The 18,619-nt window shown below is 70.1% G+C and carries 16 protein-coding genes; 8 read left to right on the forward strand and 8 right to left on the reverse strand.

What is annotated here, in order from left to right; genetic code table 11:
• Positions 1 to 6 precede the first annotated feature (6 nt).
• Complete coding sequence (gene argJ, locus LSI54_RS11205) at positions 7 to 1,206, reverse strand: bifunctional glutamate N-acetyltransferase/amino-acid acetyltransferase ArgJ (RefSeq protein WP_241478402.1); 1,200 nt, start codon at positions 1,204 to 1,206, stop codon at positions 7 to 9.
• Positions 1,203 to 2,234, reverse strand: coding sequence for an N-acetyl-gamma-glutamyl-phosphate reductase (gene argC, locus LSI54_RS11210; protein ID WP_241478403.1), 1,032 nt, complete (start codon positions 2,232 to 2,234; stop codon positions 1,203 to 1,205). Before argC ends, argJ begins: the two co-directional genes overlap by 4 nt.
• A 103-nt stretch (positions 2,235 to 2,337) precedes the next feature.
• Here argC and LSI54_RS11215 point away from each other — a divergent pair, with 103 nt between their 5' ends.
• Entirely contained in the window at positions 2,338 to 3,345 is a 1,008-nt protein-coding gene (locus tag LSI54_RS11215; RefSeq protein ID WP_241466281.1) for a quinone oxidoreductase family protein, read from the forward strand.
• Positions 3,346 to 3,380: 35 nt separating this feature from the next.
• Complete coding sequence (locus tag LSI54_RS11220; protein WP_241466280.1) at positions 3,381 to 4,577, forward strand: N-acetylglucosamine-6-phosphate deacetylase; 1,197 nt, start codon at positions 3,381 to 3,383, stop codon at positions 4,575 to 4,577.
• A gap of 64 nt (positions 4,578 to 4,641) precedes the next feature.
• On the opposite strand, the gene pheT is transcribed toward LSI54_RS11220, so the two are convergent.
• The 4 genes from pheT to LSI54_RS11240 form a co-directional block, all read right to left on the reverse strand.
• On the reverse strand, positions 4,642 to 7,203 hold the full coding sequence (gene pheT / locus LSI54_RS11225) for a phenylalanine--tRNA ligase subunit beta (protein ID WP_241478404.1): 2,562 nt from the start codon (positions 7,201 to 7,203) through the stop codon (positions 4,642 to 4,644).
• Positions 7,204 to 7,206: 3 nt separating this feature from the next.
• Positions 7,207 to 8,256 carry a phenylalanine--tRNA ligase subunit alpha gene (pheS, locus tag LSI54_RS11230; protein ID WP_241466278.1) on the reverse strand — a complete coding sequence of 350 codons (1,050 nt, stop codon included), beginning with the start codon at positions 8,254 to 8,256 and terminating at the stop codon, positions 7,207 to 7,209.
• Positions 8,257 to 8,306: 50 nt separating this feature from the next.
• Positions 8,307 to 9,416: a hypothetical protein gene (locus LSI54_RS11235; protein ID WP_241471131.1), complete on the reverse strand. Its 1,110-nt coding sequence runs from the start codon at positions 9,414 to 9,416 to the stop codon at positions 8,307 to 8,309.
• A 126-nt stretch (positions 9,417 to 9,542) separates the two neighbouring features.
• A complete protein-coding gene (locus LSI54_RS11240) occupies positions 9,543 to 11,234 on the reverse strand; it encodes a glycoside hydrolase family 13 protein (RefSeq protein ID WP_241471130.1) in 1,692 nt (563 codons plus the stop codon).
• A gap of 222 nt (positions 11,235 to 11,456) precedes the next feature.
• On the opposite strand from LSI54_RS11240, the gene LSI54_RS11245 reads away from it, so the two are divergent.
• Genes LSI54_RS11245 through LSI54_RS11265 form a run of 5 tightly spaced genes read left to right on the forward strand, consistent with a single transcriptional unit; the run spans position 11,457 to position 16,467 of the window.
• On the forward strand, positions 11,457 to 12,689 hold the full coding sequence (locus LSI54_RS11245; protein WP_241478405.1) for an ROK family protein: 1,233 nt from the start codon (positions 11,457 to 11,459) through the stop codon (positions 12,687 to 12,689).
• A gap of 47 nt (positions 12,690 to 12,736) precedes the next feature.
• On the forward strand, positions 12,737 to 13,555 hold the full coding sequence (locus LSI54_RS11250; protein ID WP_241478406.1) for a CDP-alcohol phosphatidyltransferase family protein: 819 nt from the start codon (positions 12,737 to 12,739) through the stop codon (positions 13,553 to 13,555).
• Complete coding sequence (locus tag LSI54_RS11255) at positions 13,555 to 14,607, forward strand: glycosyltransferase family 4 protein (protein WP_241478407.1); 1,053 nt, start codon at positions 13,555 to 13,557, stop codon at positions 14,605 to 14,607. Before LSI54_RS11250 ends, LSI54_RS11255 begins: the two co-directional genes overlap by 1 nt.
• On the forward strand, positions 14,562 to 15,530 hold the full coding sequence (locus tag LSI54_RS11260) for a class I SAM-dependent methyltransferase (protein WP_241478408.1): 969 nt from the start codon (positions 14,562 to 14,564) through the stop codon (positions 15,528 to 15,530). Before LSI54_RS11255 ends, LSI54_RS11260 begins: the two co-directional genes overlap by 46 nt.
• Before the next feature lie 4 nt (positions 15,531 to 15,534).
• Entirely contained in the window at positions 15,535 to 16,467 is a 933-nt protein-coding gene (locus LSI54_RS11265) for a lysylphosphatidylglycerol synthase transmembrane domain-containing protein (RefSeq protein ID WP_241471125.1), read from the forward strand.
• 326 nt (positions 16,468 to 16,793) lie between these two features.
• Here LSI54_RS11265 and LSI54_RS11270 read toward each other — a convergent pair whose 3' ends face one another.
• Together LSI54_RS11270 and LSI54_RS11275 are read right to left on the reverse strand one after the other, a co-directional pair.
• Positions 16,794 to 17,276 (reverse strand): (deoxy)nucleoside triphosphate pyrophosphohydrolase, encoded by a 483-nt coding sequence (locus tag LSI54_RS11270; RefSeq protein ID WP_241466270.1) that lies wholly within the window; start codon positions 17,274 to 17,276, stop codon positions 16,794 to 16,796.
• An 11-nt stretch (positions 17,277 to 17,287) separates the two neighbouring features.
• Entirely contained in the window at positions 17,288 to 17,809 is a 522-nt protein-coding gene (locus tag LSI54_RS11275; protein ID WP_370642760.1) for a polyketide cyclase, read from the reverse strand.
• A gap of 170 nt (positions 17,810 to 17,979) precedes the next feature.
• Here LSI54_RS11275 and LSI54_RS11280 point away from each other — a divergent pair, with 170 nt between their 5' ends.
• A complete protein-coding gene (locus tag LSI54_RS11280) occupies positions 17,980 to 18,612 on the forward strand; it encodes a YitT family protein (RefSeq protein ID WP_241466269.1) in 633 nt (210 codons plus the stop codon).
• Positions 18,613 to 18,619 lie beyond the last annotated feature (7 nt).

An 18,619-nucleotide genomic window follows, 5' to 3' on the forward strand; every position in this document is an offset into this window, starting at 1 on the left:
CCTTCTTCAGCTGGAGTAGGCAGAGTTCTCATGCACATAGTCATGGGTCAGGTCGTTGGTGAGGATCGTCGCCTCGGCCGGACCGGCCTTCAGATCGATGACCACCTTCACGTGGCGGCCGCTCAGGTCCACCAGCTCCCGGTCGTCGCCGATCCCGCCGGCGCGGCAGATCCACACGCCGTTGACGCTGACGTCGATGGTGGAGGGGTCGAAGTCCACGTCGGTGGTGCCGACCGCGGAGAGGATCCGGCCCCAGTTGGGGTCCTGTCCGAAGATCGCGGTCTTGAAGAGGTTGGAGCGGGCCACGGAGCGCCCGGCGGTCTCGGCCTGCTCCTCGGTGGCGGCGTTGATCGTGGTGATCGCGATCTCGTGGTGGGCGCCCTCGGCGTCGGCGATGAGCTGGGTCGCGAGGTCCTGGCACACCTGGTTCAGCGCGGCCTGGAACTCTGTCAGGTCCACCCCGGAGGGGTCTGCCTGCGGGTGCGCGCCGGAGGCCATGGCGATCACCGTGTCATTGGTGGACATGCAGCCATCGGAGTCCGCACGGTTGAAGCTGAGCCGGACCGCTTCGCGCAGCGCCGCGTCGAGGTCCGGCTGGGCGATGACGGCGTCGGTGGTGACCACCGAGAGCATGGTGGCCATTCCGGGGGCGAGCATGCCAGCACCCTTGGCCATCCCGCCCACGGTGAAGTCCACGGCGGAAGCCGTGGAGATCTTCATGACCGAGTCGGTGGTCATGATCGCCTGCGCCGCCCGCTGCCCGGCGGCGTCGGCGGTTTCGAGCTGGGCCACCGCAGCGTCGATCCCGCCCAGCAGTGCGGGCATGTCCAGGCGCACCCCGATGAGTCCGGTGGAGCAGACCAACACGTCTCCGGCGGAGATGTCCGCCCCGGTGGCCTGGAGCTTCTCGGCCACCACCTCGGCGGTCTGGTGGGTGTCGGCGAAGCCCGGTGCCCCGGTACAGGCATTGGCGCCGCCGGAGTTCAGCACCACGGCGTCGGCGCGACCGTCGGCGATGACCTGCTGGGACCAGAGCACCGGTGCGGCGGCCACCCGGTTGGTGGTGAACACCGCCGCGGCATGCTTGTCCGGCCCGTGGTTGAGCACCAGCGCGACGTCGCGCGGCGGGTCGCCCTGGGCATCGACGGACTTCAGCCCGGCGGCGACGCCTGCGGCGCTGAATCCTGTCGCGGCGGTGACACTCATGGGGAGACTCCCAGCAGGTTGAGCCCGGTGGTCTCGGGGAGACCCAGGGCGATGTTCATGGACTGCACGGCGCCGCCGGCGGTGCCCTTGGTCAGGTTGTCCGCGGCCGAGACGACGACGGCGCGCCCGGCGTGTTCGTCCACCGCCAGCTGCAGCGTCACGTGGTTGGAGCCCACCACCTGTTTGGTGGCCGGCCACTGGCCCTCGGGCAGCAGGTGGACGAAGGCCTCGCCGTCGTAGTGCTCGCGGTAGGCCGCGCGCAGCGCGGCCTCGGTGGTGCCGGGGGCGAGCTTCGCGGTGGAGGTGGCCAGGATGCCGCGGGCCATCGGGGCCAGGGTGGGGGTGAAGGAGACCTGGACTTCAACACCGGCCGCGTGGCCGAGGCCCTGCTCGATCTCCGGGGTGTGCCGGTGCACCCCGCCGACACCATAGGGGCTCATCCCGCCGATGACCTCGGCGCTGAGCAGGTGTGGTTTGAGCGCCTTGCCTGCACCGGAGCTGCCGGTGGCCGCGACGATCACGATGTCATCGGGCTGGAGAAGTCCGGCGGCCAGGGCCGGGGCGAGGCCGAGCATGATGGTGGTGGGGTAGCAGCCGGGCACCGCGATGCGCCGGGCGCCGGCGAGCTTGGCCCGCTGTCCGGGCAGCTCGGGCAGCCCGTAGGGCCAGGTCCCCTGATGGGCGGAGCCGTAGAACTTCTCCCAGGCGGCAGCCGATTCCAGCCGGTGGTCAGCGGCGGCGTCGATCACGATGGTGTCCTCGCCGAGCTGGGCGGCGATCTCCGCCGAGGCGCCGTGCGGCAGGGCCAGGAAGACGACGTCGTGTCCGGCGAGATTCTCCGCGGTGGTGTCGATGAGCACCCGGTCCGCCAGCGTGACCAGGTGCGGCTGCACCGCTCCCAGCCGCTCCCCCGCACTCGAGTGGGCGGTGACTGCGCCGATCTCCACCTCGCGGTGGCCGGCCAGCAGCCGCAGGACTTCTCCCCCGGCGTAGCCTGAGGCTCCGGAGACAGCGATCGAATAGGTCATGCCCAGCAGTCTAGGCAGATATATGCGTCATCTCCAATAATTATGCATAAGTCGGGCCCGCCGACTTCGCCGCTCCGGGCCTGCGTTGGGTACGCTTGCCGCCATGAATGAACAGAGCGTTTTCCCAGAAGATCTGCCCGACAGAGCACGAGTGGTGCATGCCGAGCAGGCAGGGGGCCCCGAGGTGCTCGTCGAGGCTCAGGCGCCGCTGCCTGAGCCTGGACCGAACCAGGTGCTGGTGGAGACTGCCGCAGCAGGGGTCAACTTCATCGAGACCTACCAGCGCAGCGGTGTGTATCCGGTGGAGTATCCCTTCACCCCTGGCACCGAAGGCGCCGGCCGCGTCCTCGCCGTCGGCGAGGGCGTGGAGTCACTCTCCGTCGGGCAGCGGATCACCACCCTGGAGGCCTCCACCGGCACCTACGCCTCGCACTTCTTGGTCGATGCAGGCAAGGCCGTGCGCGTCCCGGATGAGGTCACCGATGAGCAGGCGGCGGCTCTGCCGCTGCAGGGCATCACCGCCCACTACCTGGTCAACTCCACCTACCGGGTCTCCCCCGGGGAGACCGTGCTGACCCACGCCGGTGCCGGAGGGGTGGGCCAGATCCTGACCCAGCTGCTCAAGGCCAAGGGCGCACGGGTGATCACCACCTGCTCGACCGAGGAGAAGGCCCAGATCGCTCAGGCCGCCGGAGCGGACTACGTGATGGGCTATGAGAACTTCGCCGAGCGGGTTCGCGAGATCACCAAGGGCGAGGGTGTGGCCGCCGTCTTCGACGGCGTCGGCAAGGACACCTACCTCGGGTCCTTGGACTCCCTGGCGATCCGCGGGATGTTCGTGCTCTACGGCGGCGCCTCCGGCCAGGTGCCCCCGCTGGATCCGCAGGAGCTCAACCGCCGCGGCGGGCTCTACGTCACCCGTCCGGCCACGCACTGGTACCTGCGCAACGCCGAGGAGCGCACCTGGCGCTACGCAGAGCTCTTCCGCGCACTGACCAGCGGCGATCTGAAGCTCAGCATCGGCGCCAGCTACCCGCTCGCCGAGGCGGGCCGGGCGCACGATGACCTGGAGAACCGCCGGACCACCGGCAAGCTGCTGCTGAAGCCATAAGCGGCGCTCACCGTGCTGATCCCGGGAATCCTTCGGTGACCCGGCTGCTCTTCGCCGAGGCGGCGCTGACCCCGGAGGGGTCCATCGGGCCGTACTGGCTGCGCCTGGCCGAGGGGAGAATCCTCGACGCCGGCCACGGCCACCCTCCTGCGCGCCCGGATCTGCACCTCACCGACCAGGTGCTGGCACCCGGGTTCGTCGACGTCCATGCCCACGGCGGCGGCGGCTCGGCCTTCACCGAGGGCGCTGGGGCTGCGCGGACGGTCCTGGCGGCGCACCGCCGGCGGGGCTCCACCACCATGCTCGCCTCCCTGGTCAGTGCGCCGATCCCGACGCTGCTGGACCAGGCGGAGCAGCTGCGCCCTCTGGTGGAGGCTGACGAGCTGGCCGGGGTCCATCTGGAGGGGCCGTGGCTGAGCATCGCCCACCGTGGCGCCCATGAGGCGTCCATGCTCAGCGATCCGACGCCCGCGGCCGTCTCGGCGGTGCTTGAGCACGCTGCGGCGGATCTGATCAGATACGTGACCCTCGCGCCCGAGCTGCCCGGCGCCACCGGGGCCGCTGCCCGACTGCGGGCCGCAGGGTGGACCGTGGGAATCGGGCACACCGGAGCCGACGGCGCGCAGACCCGGGCCGCCCTGACCGCCGGGGCGAGCGCCGCGACTCATCTGTTCAACGCGATGTCGGGGCTGCATCACCGCGACCCCGGCCCGGCGCTGGCGCTGCTCGAAGACCCCACGGCCTTCTTGGAGCTGATCCACGATGGGGTGCACCTGGACCCGGAGATGGTCCGCTATGTCTGGCACTCGGCGGCCCGCAACGGCGGGTCCCGGCGGCTGGTCCTGGTGTCCGACGCGATGGCCGGCGCTGCCGCACCGGAGGGCCGCTACGCCCTGGGCGCTGCGATTGTGGACGTCGCGCGCGGCGTCGCCCGGCTCGTGGAGCCCGACGGGACGCTGGGCGCGATCGCGGGTTCGGCCGTGACACTCGCCGAGGCGGTGCGCCGCAGCATCCTGAACGCCGGGATCACCCCGGCCCAGGCGCTGATGGCCGCCACCGCCAACCCCGCAGAGATGATCGGGATCGACGACGTCGGCAGGCTGCTCCCCGGTGGACGTGCGGACCTGGTGCTGCTGGATCAGGCGTGGACGGTGCGCGAGGTGATGCACCGGGGCCAGTGGCTCGACGGACCAGGCTCGGGTGCTCCACAGCGAGATGGCCCGGCAGACTGAGCGCCTGCCGGACCATCTGCGACATCAGGAACGAACCGCCTGTGGCTGCCGCTGGACGGCGCTGCTATCTCTGAACAGCACTGTGGCGCTGCTGCGCCAGTGCGACGGCGCCGGCGCGAGCCTCGGAGGCCTCCTCGGCGGTGAGCGTGCGGTCCTCGGCGCGGAAGCGCAGTGCGAAGGCCAGCGACTTGTGTCCAGCCTCGATGTGCTCACCGGAGTACACGTCGAAGAGCTCGATGTTCTCCAGCAGCTCGCCTGCACCCTCGGTCAGGGTGGCCTCGAGCTCGGCGGCCGGAAGCGCGTGAGCCACGATCAGCGACACGTCCTGGGTGGTGGGCGGGAAGGTGGAGATCGGCTCGGCGCTGATCTGTGCCGGGGAGCCGTTGATCAGCGCGGAGAGGTCGAGCTCCATCACCGAGGTGCGGGCGGGCAGGTCCAGCTCCTCGATGACCTTCGGGTGCAGCTCACCGGCATGGCCGACGCGCTCTCCGTTGAACCGGATCTCGGCGGTGCGGCCGGGGTGGAAGGCCTGATGCTGGCCCTGCACCACCTCGAGCTGCACGCGCAGCAGGTCAGCGACCTTCTGCGCGGCGTCCACCGCGTCTGCCCAATCACGACGGCGCCCCGGCACACCAGGCAGCTCGGCCGCCTCGGCGCCGCTGAGCGCGGCCGCGATGTGCAGCGGCTGATCGGGGATGCCGGCGTCGAGCTCTGCCAGCACCTCTTCGCCCGGGTAGACCCCCAGGTCAGGGATGGCGGCGGAGCCGAGCTGGGACTTCGGGTGGAAGACCGCTCCGGCTTCGAAGAGGGCGACGTCGGTGAAGCCGCGGGAGACGTTGCGGCGCAGCGCCTCGAGCAGCCCGGGAAGCACGGTGGTGCGCAGCGCCGGGTGCTGGCTGGCGATCGGGTTCGCCAGGCGCAGCATGGGCATCGGCTTCCCGGTGTCCTCGGCCTGCCCGAAGCGGGTGTTGGCGGCCTCGGAGTAGAAGGGGTAGCTGAGCACCTCGGTGAACCCTGCGGCGGCCATCCCGGCGTAGACGCCGCGTCGGCGCTGCTGGGAGGTGGTGAGTCCGCGGCCGGCCGGCGGCACCGGAAGCCGGGAGGGGATCTGGTCATAGCCGACGAGCCTGGCGATCTCCTCCACCAGGGCTGCGGGGATGGTCAGGTCTGGTCGCCAGCTCGGCGGGGTCACCAGCAGGTGCTCCCCCTCCTGGCGGAGCTCGGCGCCGATGGCGCCGAGGGTGGAGCTGATCTGCTCCCGGGTGTAGGGCACCCCGGTGAGCCTCTCCGGCAGGGCCGGGTCCAGGCGGATGGGCTGCGGCAGCACGGGGGCGCCCGCATCGGTGACCTCACGGGTGTCGGTGCCGCCGGCGAGCTGCACCAGCAGGTCCACCACGCGCTGCGCGGCGAGCGGGGGCAGCAGCGGGTCCACGCCGCGTTCGAAGCGCTTCGACGCCTCCGAGGGCAGCTTGTGCCGGCGCTTGCTGCGGCTGATGCTGATCGGGTCGAAGTGCGCGGCTTCGACGATGACGGTGGAGGTGGTGGCGTCCACTTCGGTGCGGGCTCCGCCCATCACGCCGGCGATCCCGATGGGGCCGGACTGATCCGTGATCACCAGGTCCTCGGCGTTGAGGGTGCGGACCTTCTCGTCCAGGGTGGTGAGCTTCTCGCCGGGCGCGGCGCGGCGGACCTCGATGCCGCCGTCGAGCTTGGCCGCGTCGTAGCAGTGGTTGGGCTGTCCCAGTTCAAGCATCACGTAGTTGGAGACGTCCACGGCGATGCTGATCGACCGCATTCCGGCCAGACGCAGCCGGGAGGCCATCCACGGCGGGGTGGGAGCCTCCGGGTTGATCCCGGTGACCTTGTGCGTGACGAAGCGGCTGCAGCCGTCCACCCCGTAGATGGGGGTGTGATCGGTGAGCGTGACCTCGTGACCGGGACGGGCGGCGTCGTCGTCGGTGTTGATCTTCCCCGTGCTGATCTGGGCAGCGGGGTCGATGAACGGCGAGCCGGTGGCGTGGGAGTACTCGCGGGCGATCCCGCGCAGCGAGAAGGCGTAGCCCCGGTCGGGGGTCACGTTGATCTCCGCGGCGGAGTCGTAGAGGCCCAGCAGCTCCATGGCGTCGGTGCCCGGCTCCGGGTCGAGCCCGAGGGTGGAGAGCACCAGGATCCCGTCGTGGTCCTCGCCGATGCCCAGTTCGCGCACCGAGGCGATCATGCCGGCGGAGACGTGGCCGTAGGTCTTGCGCGCGGCGATCCGGAAATCGCCGGGGAGCACCGCTCCGGGGAGGGTCACCACGACCTTGTCGCCGACCTCGAAGTTGTGCGCGCCGCAGACGACGCCCTGGACGCCCGAGGGGTCGATGCCCTCGTGGGTCAGGGTCTGGGCGGCCCCCTCGGGGACCACGCGAACCTGGCACCAGTTGATGGTCTTGCCGTTGGACTGGGGTTCGGGGATCTTCTCCAGCACTTCGCCGACGACTATCGGGCCGCTCAGCTCATCGGTGGGACGGTGTACGTCCTCCTCCTCGAGCCCGACCTTGACCAGCTCGGCCATCAGGTCCTCGGCGGTGCCCGACGCGGGGAACCGGGTGTATTCACGTATCCAAGAAAGCGGAATGCGCATGTCTCAGACCTCCATTCCGAAGTGCTGGCTGAAGCGGATGTCGCCTTCGATCATGTCGCGCATGTCGGGGACGCCGTTGCGGAACATCAGGGTGCGCTCGATGCCCATGCCGAAGGCGAAGCCGGTGTACTCCTCCGGGTCCACCCCGGCGGCGCGCAGCACGGCGGGGTTCATCATGCCGCAGCCGCCCCATTCGACCCAGCGCGGGCCGCCCTTGGCCTGCGCGTGCCAGACGTCGAGCTCCGCGGAGGGTTCGGTGAAGGGGAAGTAGCTCGGGCGCAGCCGGATGGCGGCGTCGGGGCCGAACATCTGCCGGGCGAAGTGCTCCAGGGTGCCTTTGAGATCGGCCATGGTGAGGCCCTTGTCCACGGCGAGGCCCTCGAACTGGTGGAACACCGGGGTGTGGGTGGCATCGAGCTCGTCGGTGCGGAAGGTCTTGCCGGGGCAGAGCACGTAGACCGGCAGCTCGCGGCTCAGCAGCGACCGGATCTGCACCGGGGAGGTGTGGGTGCGCAGCACCAGGTGGGCCTCGGGGGGCTCCACGAAGAAGGTGTCCTGCATCTCTCTGGATGGGTGGTCCGGCGCGATGTTCAGCGCATCGAAGTTGAACCACTCGGATTCCACCTCGGGGCCCTCGGCGATCTCCCAGCCCATGGCGATGAAGACGTCCGAGACCCGCTCCTGCAGCACCGAGAGCGGGTGCCGGGCACCCAGGGGACGACGACGGTGAGCTGCGGTGACGTCGACGGTCTCCTCCACCAGGATCCGCTCCGCGTGCTCGACCTCGAGCACCTCGGTGCGCGCGGCGAGGGCCTTCTGCATCGTCCCGCGAGCGCCGCCGAGCAGCTTGCCCGCGGCTGCCTTCTCGGTCTTCTCCAGCGATCCGATCGCCCGGTTGGCCAGCACCAGGGGTGCCTTGTCTCCGGTGTGCGCGAGCCGAGCGGCCTTGAGCTCGTCGAGGTCGCGGGCTGCGGCGAAGGCGTCGACGGCCTGCTGCACAGCATGGTCGATGGCGGATTCATCCAGCGGATGCGGTGTTTCGGGCGTGGACATTCTGCTCCCGGGTCAGGTGGGTGGAAACAATCCCGGTCAGTTTATGCGGGTCACTGGTAGGAGACGAACCACGGTTTGGGGTCGACGTCAAAGGTCTGCTCCGAGGTGAAGGTCGGTGAGTCCTCGTCGTAGAAGTTCTTCCAGCCGAGCCAGATGTCTTCGCTGAGACCCTGCTGCAGGGTCTCGTAGGTCTCGGTCTTCATCTGAGGGGTGCCGTGGCCGTCGGCGTGGAGCAGGATGGCCAGCTCTTCGTGGGAGGTGTCGATCTCCTCGCGGCTGGAGATCATGGCGTGATTGAACTGGTGCAGCACCAGCAGCTTCTGCGGAAGCTCATGCTCCGCGGTCAGTCCGGCCAGCCAGTCGGCGACCTCGTTGATCTCCTCGGCGCTGACCGAACCGATCTGCTCCATGTGCCGCTGTCCCTCGCTGAGCCGCCATTCGGGGTCCAGGGCGAGGCCCACGTGGGGCTGGGCCAGGAACTCCTCATATCTCTGGGCCTGGTCCAGGAAGCTGGCGTGGCCGGGCTGCAGGTCGAGGACCACGTAGATGTCCTCCTCGGCGGCCAGGTCCACCCAGGGCTCGATGACCTCGGGATCCAGGGCGTTGCTGTAGTTGCCGTCCAGCCCGGGCTCGTTGGTGGCGATGGAGGTGATGATCTCGAAGGCCGGCTGGACCGGCTCCTCGGAGTGCTCCTGGTACTGCTCGGCGTAGAACTTCACCCGCTCGGCGGCGTCCTCCGGCTCGCCCTCACCCAGGACCCCGAGCGCGGGGATCCCGGGGGCACCATAGGCGGCGAGGAAGCGCCGGTCGGGGAAGAGCGTGTCGCCCCCACCGGGGAGCTCGGCCGGCTCGGCCTCGGCCTGTGCGTCGGCCTGTGCGTCGGCTGCTGCTGAGTCTTCCTGGTCGGCTGAGTCTTCCCCGTCCGCTGGGTCTGCAGCGCCGGTCGAGTCTTCATCCGCCCCGCCTTCCGCATCCGCGTCAGCTGCCTCGGCGGCATCTCCGGCGTCATCCCCCTCGGGAGCGACATCAGACTGCTCGGAGGAGGCATCTTCCGGCGCCCCGGCACTCGAGCCACAGGCCGGGAGTGTCACGGCCAGCAGCATGGCACCGAGCATGAGGCCCGGGCGCCGGGTCTGGGAGGTCCAGGCGGTGGCGTCCATGACTTTCACGCTACCGGTGAAGGGCTGCGGCCCTCGCATCGGGGCTGCGCAGCGGAACCGCCGCACAGCACGCAGACTCAGGGCCCACGCGTCTGTCGCACAGCGATCGAGGGATGCCCGGAGAGGTCAGTGCTCACGCAGCCAGACCGTGGTCTCCCCCGGCAGCACGTCCACAGCGAGCGGCTGGGAGCTCACCAGCACCTCCCCGTCGGGCAGCGGGACCGCCTCGTCGCCGAAGTTGGTCACACAGAGCCATCCCCCGGGGCGCCGGAAGGCCAGCACCTCAGAACCGGGCAGCTCAATCCACTCCAGCGCGTCCTCGCCCTGCAGCTCGCGGCGCAGCTGCAGCGCACGCCGGTAGAGGTTCAGGGTCGAGTCCTCGACCGTGTCCTGAGCCTGCACGCTGTAGCGGGCGAACCACTCTGGCTGGGGCAGATGGGCATCGCCCTCACCGAACCCTAAGCTCCCCCCTGCACTGGACCAGGGCATCGGGACCCGGCAGCCATCGCGGCCGACGCTGAACCCGGGGCTGCGGAAGAACGTCGGGTCCTGTCGGTCGGTGTCAGGGATCTCGGCGACCTCGTGCAGCCCCAGCTCCTCCCCCTGGTAGAGGTAGGCGCTGCCGGGCAGCGCAAGTTCGAACAGCGAGGCGGCCCGGGCCCGACGCAGCCCGGCCTCGGCTTCCAGCTCCGGAGAGGTGCCGGCGGTGAGCAGCCAGTGAGTGCCGGCCTTGTCCTCCTGCGGCGCCTTGGGCGGGAGTCCGTAGCGGGTTGCGTGGCGCACCACGTCGTGGTTCGAGAGCACCCAGGTGCTGGAGGACCCGGACTTGGCCGCCAGCTCCAGGTTGAAGGTCACCGTCTCGCGGAACTGCGCAGCGTCGAAGCTGGCCTCGAGCAGGTCGAAGTTGAATGCCTGGCCCAGCCCCTCGGCGGAGGCGTACTTCGGCCGGCGGGCCGAATCCACCCAGGCCTCTGCCACGCCGATCTTCGGCGGGTCGTACTCGTTGAAGACTCCGCGCCATTCGCGGTAGATCTCGTGGACCTCGTCCCGGTCCCAGATGGGGTGGGCACCGTCCTTCGGCGTGGCGTCCAGCTCGGCCTGGCTGGGCAGGTTCGCCGGCAGGTCCTTGGACAATCCGTGTGCGACGTCGACCCGGAATCCGTCCACGCCGCGGTCGGACCAGAAGCGCAGAGTCTGCAGGAAGTCCTCGTGGACCTCCCGGTTGTGCCAGTTCAGGTCCGGCTGTTCCTTCGCGAAGCTGTGCAGGAACCACTGACCTGGAGAGCCATCGGGTTCGGTGATCCTGGTCCAGGCGGGCCCGCCGAAGATCGAGGTCCAGTCCGACGGCGGCTGCTCTCCCGCTGCGCCGGTGCCGTCGCGGAAGATGTAGCGCTCCCGGGCGGCCGATCCCTTCGGCGACTTCAGCGCCTCGAGGAACCATTCGTGGCGGTCCGAGGTGTGGTTGGGCACGATGTCCACGATCAGTCGGATCCCCGCGCGGTGCAGCGCGTCGATCATGGTGTCGAAGTCTTCCAGCGTGCCGATCTTGGGGTCGACGTCACGGTAGTCGTCCACGTCGTAGCCGCCGTCGGCCAGCGCCGAGGGGTAGAAGGGGCTGAGCCAGACGGCGTCGATCCCGAGGTCCTGCAGATACCCCACCCGCGAGGTGATGCCGCGCAGGTCTCCGATGCCGTTGCCGTCGGCATCGGCGAAGGAGCGCGGGTAGATCTGGTAGACCGCGGCCTGGCGCCACCACTGGGGGTCGCTGCCGAGTCCGGCGGCTGCTGTCGGCGATTCTGCGGTGGAGGCGAATGACAAGGGGTTCTCGTCCTCTCGTTGTTTCGGGTGGGTCTCGCAACCTGGATCCAGGTTGCGAGGAGATCGTTGGACGGCGCCCTGGGTGAGCCCGGAGAGCGCGCAGCCATGTGCTGTCGAACCCTGGCAACTCCAATCCCGCTTTAATATAAAGACTTAATATAAGCGATGCAATAATGTGCGGAGGATTCCTCCTCGACAAGACAGTTCGGAAGCAGGCCACCCATGAGTCAGACGCGTCCTCCTGCGCCGGCTGGTTCTTCCCAGCTGATCCGCCAGCTCAATGCGCAGCGCGTGCTGAGCTGCATGTGGGGCCGCGAGCCCAGCACCGCCACGGAGCTGATGCACGCGACCGGACTCACCCGGGCCACGATCCTGACGCTGTGCCGAGAGCTCACCGAGCAGGGCTGGCTGGAGGTGTCCGAGAACTCCCGCCAGGCCGGTCAGTACACCAAGGGCCGCCCGGCCCTGCGGTACGCCTTCCGTGAAGATGCCTGCCATGTGATCGGCGTCGACGCCGGCCTGCACCAGGTCACCGCGGCGGTGGCGAACCTGCGCGGCGTCGAGGTCGGCTGCGCCACCCGAGAGTCGAATCCACAGGGATCCGACGCCCCGCCGCAGCCGGCCCAGGAGCGACGACGCACGATCCTGGACACGGTCGACGCGGCCCTGGCGCAGGCCGGGCTCGCCCACGCCGACGTCGCGTGCCTGGTCATCGCAGTGCCCGCGCCGGTGGACTCGTCAGGGCACTCCCCCAAGGGGCTGAATCCCTTCTGGAGCCTGATGAACCCCGAGCTGATCTCCCTGGGGGCCGAGCACGGCTGGGACTGCGCGGTGGACAATGACGCCAATCTCGCCGCCCTGGCGGAGCTGGACCTGCAGTCCAGCTCCCTGCACGACTCCTTCGCCGTGATCCTCTCCGGGGAGCGCCTCGGCGCCGGGATCGTGATGGAGGGGCGTCTGCTGCACCAGCCGCGCGGCGGCATCGGCGAGCTCGGCATGCTCGATCTGGTGCACGGCGTCGAGTCCGCGAACGGGCTGGGCTGGTGGGCCCGCCACCTCGCCCGAGAGGCCCTGCAGAAGACCCCAGAGCTTGCCGGTCCGCTGGGTGAGGTGACTGCCGAGGCGGTGACCTCGGAGCATGTCTTCGCTGCGGCGGCGCAGGGGGATCCGCTCGCGCGGGAGATCATCGACCAGCTCGCGGACCGGCTGGCGCGGATCTGCGTGGTGCTCTCCGGCCTGCTCGATCTGGATCGGATCCTGGTCTCCGGAGCCATCGCTCCGGCGCTGACCGACGTGGCCGCGCTCGCGAAGCAGAAGCTCGCCCAGTACCTCTATGCGCCGTGGCTGCAGATCGAAGCTTCGACGCTCGGGGCCGACGCGGTCCGGCGTGGAGCGATCCGGCTCGCGGTGGACCGGATACAGGACCGGGCGTTGAACAGCGGACCTGGGCATTGAGCGCAGAGTCCCTGCCGGTGGTCCGAATCCCGGCTAGGTTATCTGACATGGAGAAGACAGGGCGCGGCCCCGATCGACACGGGGGCCGGACGCCTGGAGCTGGGTCCTCAGCCGCCGGAGGACCTGATGCGGGCGCATCTGCGCGAGGCACCGGTCGCGGCCGGGTGGCGTGGGACGCCGTCGTCCTGATCCTCGCCCCCGGTGCCGTCGCGCTGGTGCTGGCCCTGACTCTCGCTCCGAATGCGGGGACCGCCGTGGTGATCATGGCCGTCGCGCTCATCGCCCCGGCCGTCGCGGCCGTCTCATTGCTGCGGCGCCGGCCCCGCGCGGTGACCACCGCTGACCGGGTGACCCTGCTCCGCGTGGGACTGATCGGAGTGCTCACCGCCGCCGCGGTGCTGATATTCGCCGAGGCGATCCCCGCCCGCAGCTGGGTCCTGGCGGTGGTCATCGGTGTCGCACTGCTGCTCGACGCCGTCGATGGCTGGGTGGCCCGGCACACGCGCAGCTCCAGCGCCTCGGGTGCGCGGTTGGACATGGAGGCCGATGCGGCCGCGCTCCTGGTGGTGTCGCTCATCGCGGCGGCCACCGTGGGCTGGTGGGCGGTGGCGATCGGCGCGATGCGCTACCTCTTCGCAGCCGCTGCCCGAATCCGCCCGGCGCTGCGCGGGGAGCTGCGCTACAGCCTGTTCCGCCGGACCGTGGCCGCGATCCAGGCCTCGGTGCTGTGGGTCGCGCTGCTGCCGATCACCCCTGTCCCCTTCGCCGCGGCCGTGACCGCGATCGCGCTGACCCTGCTGGTCCTCTCCTTCGCCCGGGACACCATCGGCCTGGAACGCTCCGCCCGCACCGGGAAGACGCGCTGATGGCGCGATACGCGTTCATCGTGCCCGCCGACCTTCCCGGACCCAGCGGCGGGCTGGCCTATAACCAGCGGGTGCTCGCACAATGGCGGACTATGGGCCTCGACGTCGAAGAGGTCCCAGTCCCCGGAGCCTGGCCCCGACCCGCCCCCGCGGACCGTCGAATCCTGGCGCAGCGCCTGCGGCACCACCGGCGGGTGCTGATCGACGGGATCATCGCCTCCGCCGCCCCGGAGGAGCTCCGCGTCGCCGCCGCTGCGGGCACGCGGGTCGCGATGCTGGTGCATCTGCCGCTGCCGGCCGAGTCGGGGCTGACCCCCGGCGAGCAGCAGCAACTTGCCGCCGGCGAGGCCGCAGCGGTGAGCGCCGCGCACGTCGTCGTGTGCACCAGCGGGTGGGCGCACGATGACCTGCAGTCTCGTTACGGACTGGGACAGGTCTCGGTGGCGGAGCCCGGGGTCGACCCTGCTGCGCTGGCGGCGGGCAGCCTGCCGGCGCGGCTGCTCTTCCTCGGAGCGGTGACCCCGCGGAAGAACCCGCTGGGCCTGCTGCAGGCCCTCGGAGAGCTCACCGCACTGCCCTGGAGCGTGGTGATCGCCGGGCCGGAAGGTCAGGATCCCGGCTATGCGGGGCGGGTCCGCGCCGCCGCCGACGCACTGCCCGACGGACGTGCCGCGATGATCGGCCCCGTGTCCGGGCAGCAGCTGGAGACCCTGTGGGGTGAGACGGACCTCCTGGTGCTTCCCTCCCTGGCCGAGACCTACGGGATGGTGGTCACCGAGGCGCTCGCCCGCGGGATCCCCGCACTGGTGGGAGCCGGGACCGGTGCGCAGGAGGCCCTGTGCGGTGACCCGACGGGGCCTCGGTCCGAGCTCCCGACCCCCGGGGCCGCGCTGGATCCATACGACCCCAGCGCCTGGTCAGACCTGCTGCGCGCCTGGTCCAGCGATGTGCATCTGCGCCAGCAATGGCGCCGCGCCGCGCAGGCGCACCGGGCTAGACTTCGGACATGGTCACACGCAGCGCAGGATCTCAGAACGGCGATCGAATGGTGACGCGGCCGGTGCCCGCCGATTGGCTGGGTCAGCGCCGCCGCGCCGATCACCAGGCCCGCGAGAAGGCCGCCCCGCTGATCGAGACGCTGATCGCACGGCTGGACGAGCTGCTGCCCATCCCCACCGGCTCAGCTGCGACCGGCTCGGACACCGCCGGTTCAGATGCCGACGACGCCGGCTCCGTGCCCGCCCCGGCACCCGTGCCGCCACCCTCCTCCGTGCACGTCATCGACGTCGGGGCCGGCACCGGGTCCAACCAGGCCTGGCTGGCCCCACGACTGTCCGTCGCGCAGCACTGGACGCTGCTCGACCATGACGCGGATCTCCTCGAGGTCGCCGCGGAGGACCCCTCCGCCGCCGGTCCCGGTGAGACCACCCGGGTGCTGGGCACCATCGAGGACCTCCCGCGCCTGACCCGTGGCGAGCAGGTCCAGCTGGTGACCTGCTCGGCACTGCTGGACCTGCTCAGCCCCAGCGAGGCCGAGGTGCTCGCCGACGCGATCGCCGGCCCCGCGGCCGGGGCTCACGTCTCGGCGCTGCTGAGCCTCACCGTGACCGGGAACGTGGAGATCCAGCCCGGCCACCCCAGCGACGCGGTCATCACCGACGCCTTCGACGCCCACCAGCGCCGAGACGGCCTGCTGGGGCCCGACGCCGCCCACACCGTGGCGCAGCTGCTGCGCGATCGCGGCGCAGAGGTCACACTGATCGCGACCGACTGGGCGCTGGACTCCACGGAGGCGGCGCTGATCCAGCGGTATCTCCGCGATCGCGCCGCTGTGGCTGTGGAACATGACCCGTCGCTGGCAGGCGTCGCTCAGGACTGGCTCTCGGCGCGCGAGTCGCAGCTGTCGCAGGGCGAGCTGCGGGTCAGCGTGGGACATCTCGACCTGTTGAGTCTGCCAGGCACCTCCACCCGGTGACGCGATGAGCCTCGACCAGCGCAGCCAGACCGTCCGCAGGGGACACACCTTCCTCTTCGCCGGGCTGCAGGTCGCGATCACGCTGGGCATCTTCGGCTTCCTCGCCGCCCAGTGGGGCATGACCCCGTTCATGGACGCGTTCAGGCTGCTCCCGGTGTGGATCTTCCCCGCCGCAGCGCTGCTCGGCGGGATCGGTGTGCTCACCCAGGCCCTGCGCTGGCGCGTGATCGCCCGCCACCACCGGATCAGCATCGGCGTCGGCCCCGCGATCGCACGCTGCTGGCAGGCGGCCTTCCTCAACGGGGTGCTCCCCGGGGGGCTGGCAGGGGACGCGCTGCGGGCGGCCGACGACAGCAGCGACGCCGAGGTCGAGGCTGGCGGCAGCGCGCTGCGCCGGGCGTTCGCGGCCATGGCCGCTGAGCGGCTGATGGGCACCGCGGTGGCGTTCATCGCTGCTGGACTGACCCTCCTGGTGCTGGCGCCGCTCGCGGGGCTCGCCTCCTTGGGCGTCGCGACCGCCGCCGTCGTCGTGGCCTGGCGCTGGCTGAAGCCGCTCTCTCGTGGTGACCTCATTCAGGTGGTGCTGCTCTCCGCCACCGGATGGGCGGCCTTCGCCGCACTGTTCGCGCTGACGATTCTCGTGGTGACCCCCACGATTCCGCTGGCCTGGGCCCCCGGACTGGCGGCAGTCGCGATCGCCGGAATGTCGGTCCCGCTGGGATTCGGCGGCTGGGGACCCCGTGAAGCCGCGGCCGCATGGGCATTCTCGCTCGCCGGATTCGCCCCGCACCTCGGCGTGACGGCTTCGATCAGCTATGGCCTGCTGGCGCTGGCCTCCACCCTGCCCGGGGCGATCATCCTGGCCCTGCGCGTGCTCCCCCGGCTGGAGCGGGCCCGGCGGGTCAGGGACCGGCGCGAGGGTCGAGGCTCCGCCTGAAGGACCGGCTCAGGGACCGGCTGGAGATCCGGTTGGAACACCGTCTGGAACGGCGCCCGAGACACCGGTCGGGGTGCCGGCCGGAACTCGGGACAGCGCGTTCGCATCGAACCTGCGTTCTGACAGATTTCTCACAGAAAGCGTCGATAGAACAGAACTTCGACGTTTCAACCTGGACGCTTGCCGGGCCGTAGAATAGGTGTTCTAATGGCCTTGCGCGATGGGAAGCGCGATGCGCGCAGGGGCCCTCCTCACTGCCTCTGCGCGCATCTCCCCACGCGAGATGCGGCGAAGGTCCTGCTCAGACGCCCGTCATACGTTTTTGCTCAGGAGTCTCGGTCCCTGATGATCTGTTCCACGATCGGTCGGTCCGCCGGAATCCACGGGTAGTCCAGCAGCCGCGCGGTGACCGGGACCCAGTCCACACGGTCATGGTCTTGAAGTGGGAACGGCTCACCGGCGAGGACCTCCCCGCGGAAGAGCCGCATCGCCGTCGTATCCTTCAGCCACCAGCCGGCCTCGGCGAAGTAGGCGCCGTGCCCATTGCCGATGACTTCCGCATGCAGAGCCACGGCGACGCCGAGCTCCTCGCTCAGCTCGCGGTGCAGCCCCTGGTGCAGCGTCTCACCGGGCTCGAGCTTGCCGCCGGGAAACTCCCACATGCCCGCCACGGGCTCCGGGGCGGTTCTGCGGGCGATGAAGAGCTCGACGTCGTGACCGGGCCGCTGACGCATCAGGGCGGCGGCGACCACGGTCTTGCTGAACTGCGTGGCGGTCTCGGTGAACTGCGTGACGGTCTGGCTCTCCATGGAGCCCAAGCTTAGGCGGAGGTCTCCACCACGGTCTTCAGGCGCGCAACAGATCGGGCCAGAGTCGCGGAGCTCGTGGACCTGGCACGGGCAAGCCGCTGCTCGTCATGCAGCTGGGACCAGTCATAGGTGTGGGTGACCTCGGTGCCACCGTCCTCGGTGGCCGCCAGCGACCAGCGCCAGAGATGACCGGCTGGCGCCTCACCCAGGGTGGAGGGCTTCCAGGCGATGAGCTGCCCTTCGAGGAACTCCACCACGTGGTTCTCCCGCACCTTGCCGTTGGTGAGCTCCATGCGGAAGACATCGCCGACGCCGCGCACCCGCTGGCCGGCCTCGGCCTTCGCGAGGTTGTCATTGCCGTCGAACTCTACCTGCAGCGCGGGGTCCGCGAGGAACTCGAAGACCACCATGGGCAGCGCGCGGATGACGTCGCGCGCGCAGACCACACGTCCGCAGAACTCGGGATCATAAGAGAGATCCTCTGCGCCGTTCTCGCCGTACTGGGCCGCATGCGCAGGTGTCACAGGATCCATGGGGATGTCCTCGATTCGCCGTTGAAGTCTTGGAGCTCCAGCTTACGCCGCCGATGCTGCGCGGCGCCTACAGATGGATGCCATACGCAACCACCCGGCCGCCGTGACGGTGCTCACTTAGCCCGTTGTTCCGCGCTGAACCGGGGTTGACCCGCTATAGGCTGACGCTCATGTCCGGATCCCAGAACGTTCCTCCCTGGCCAGAGGAGAGAACCATCCCGCATTCACCCGCCGAAGACGTCTTCGGCGTGCTGATCGGCACCTTCCTCGCGTCCCTGGGCCTCTATGTGCTCCAGCAGTCCGAGGCGGTCACCGGGGGCACCGCAGGGCTTGCGCTGCTGCTGACCTACGCGACCCCGTTGAACTTCTCCTGGCTCTTCCTGCTGGTGAATGTGCCCTTCTTCGCGCTGGCCATCTGGAAGAAGGGCTGGACCTTCACGCTCAAGACCGTTGCCGCCGTCGCGATCGTCTCGGGCTACGCGCTGCTGCACGGACCGATGCTGGCCCTGCCCGAGCTCAACCCGCTCTACGGGGTGCCGGCGGGCAATATCGTGATCGGCATGGGGCTGCTCGCGATCTTCCGCCACGGGGCGAGCCTGGGCGGGTTCAACATCGTGGCCCTCGTGGCGCAGGAGCGGCTGGGTCTGCGCGCCGGATACGTGCAGATGAGCCTGGACGTGGTGGTCATCCTGCTGGCGCTGACCGTCGTCGCCCCGCTGAATGTGCTCTACTCCGCGCTGGGCGCGGTGCTGCTGAACCTGGTGCTGGCGCTGAACCATCGCCCCGGACGCTACCGCGCCTGAGCCGCGC

The sequence above is a fragment of the Nesterenkonia sp. AY15 genome (assembly GCF_022565855.1).
In the GTDB taxonomy this organism is placed as follows: domain Bacteria; phylum Actinomycetota; class Actinomycetes; order Actinomycetales; family Micrococcaceae; genus Nesterenkonia.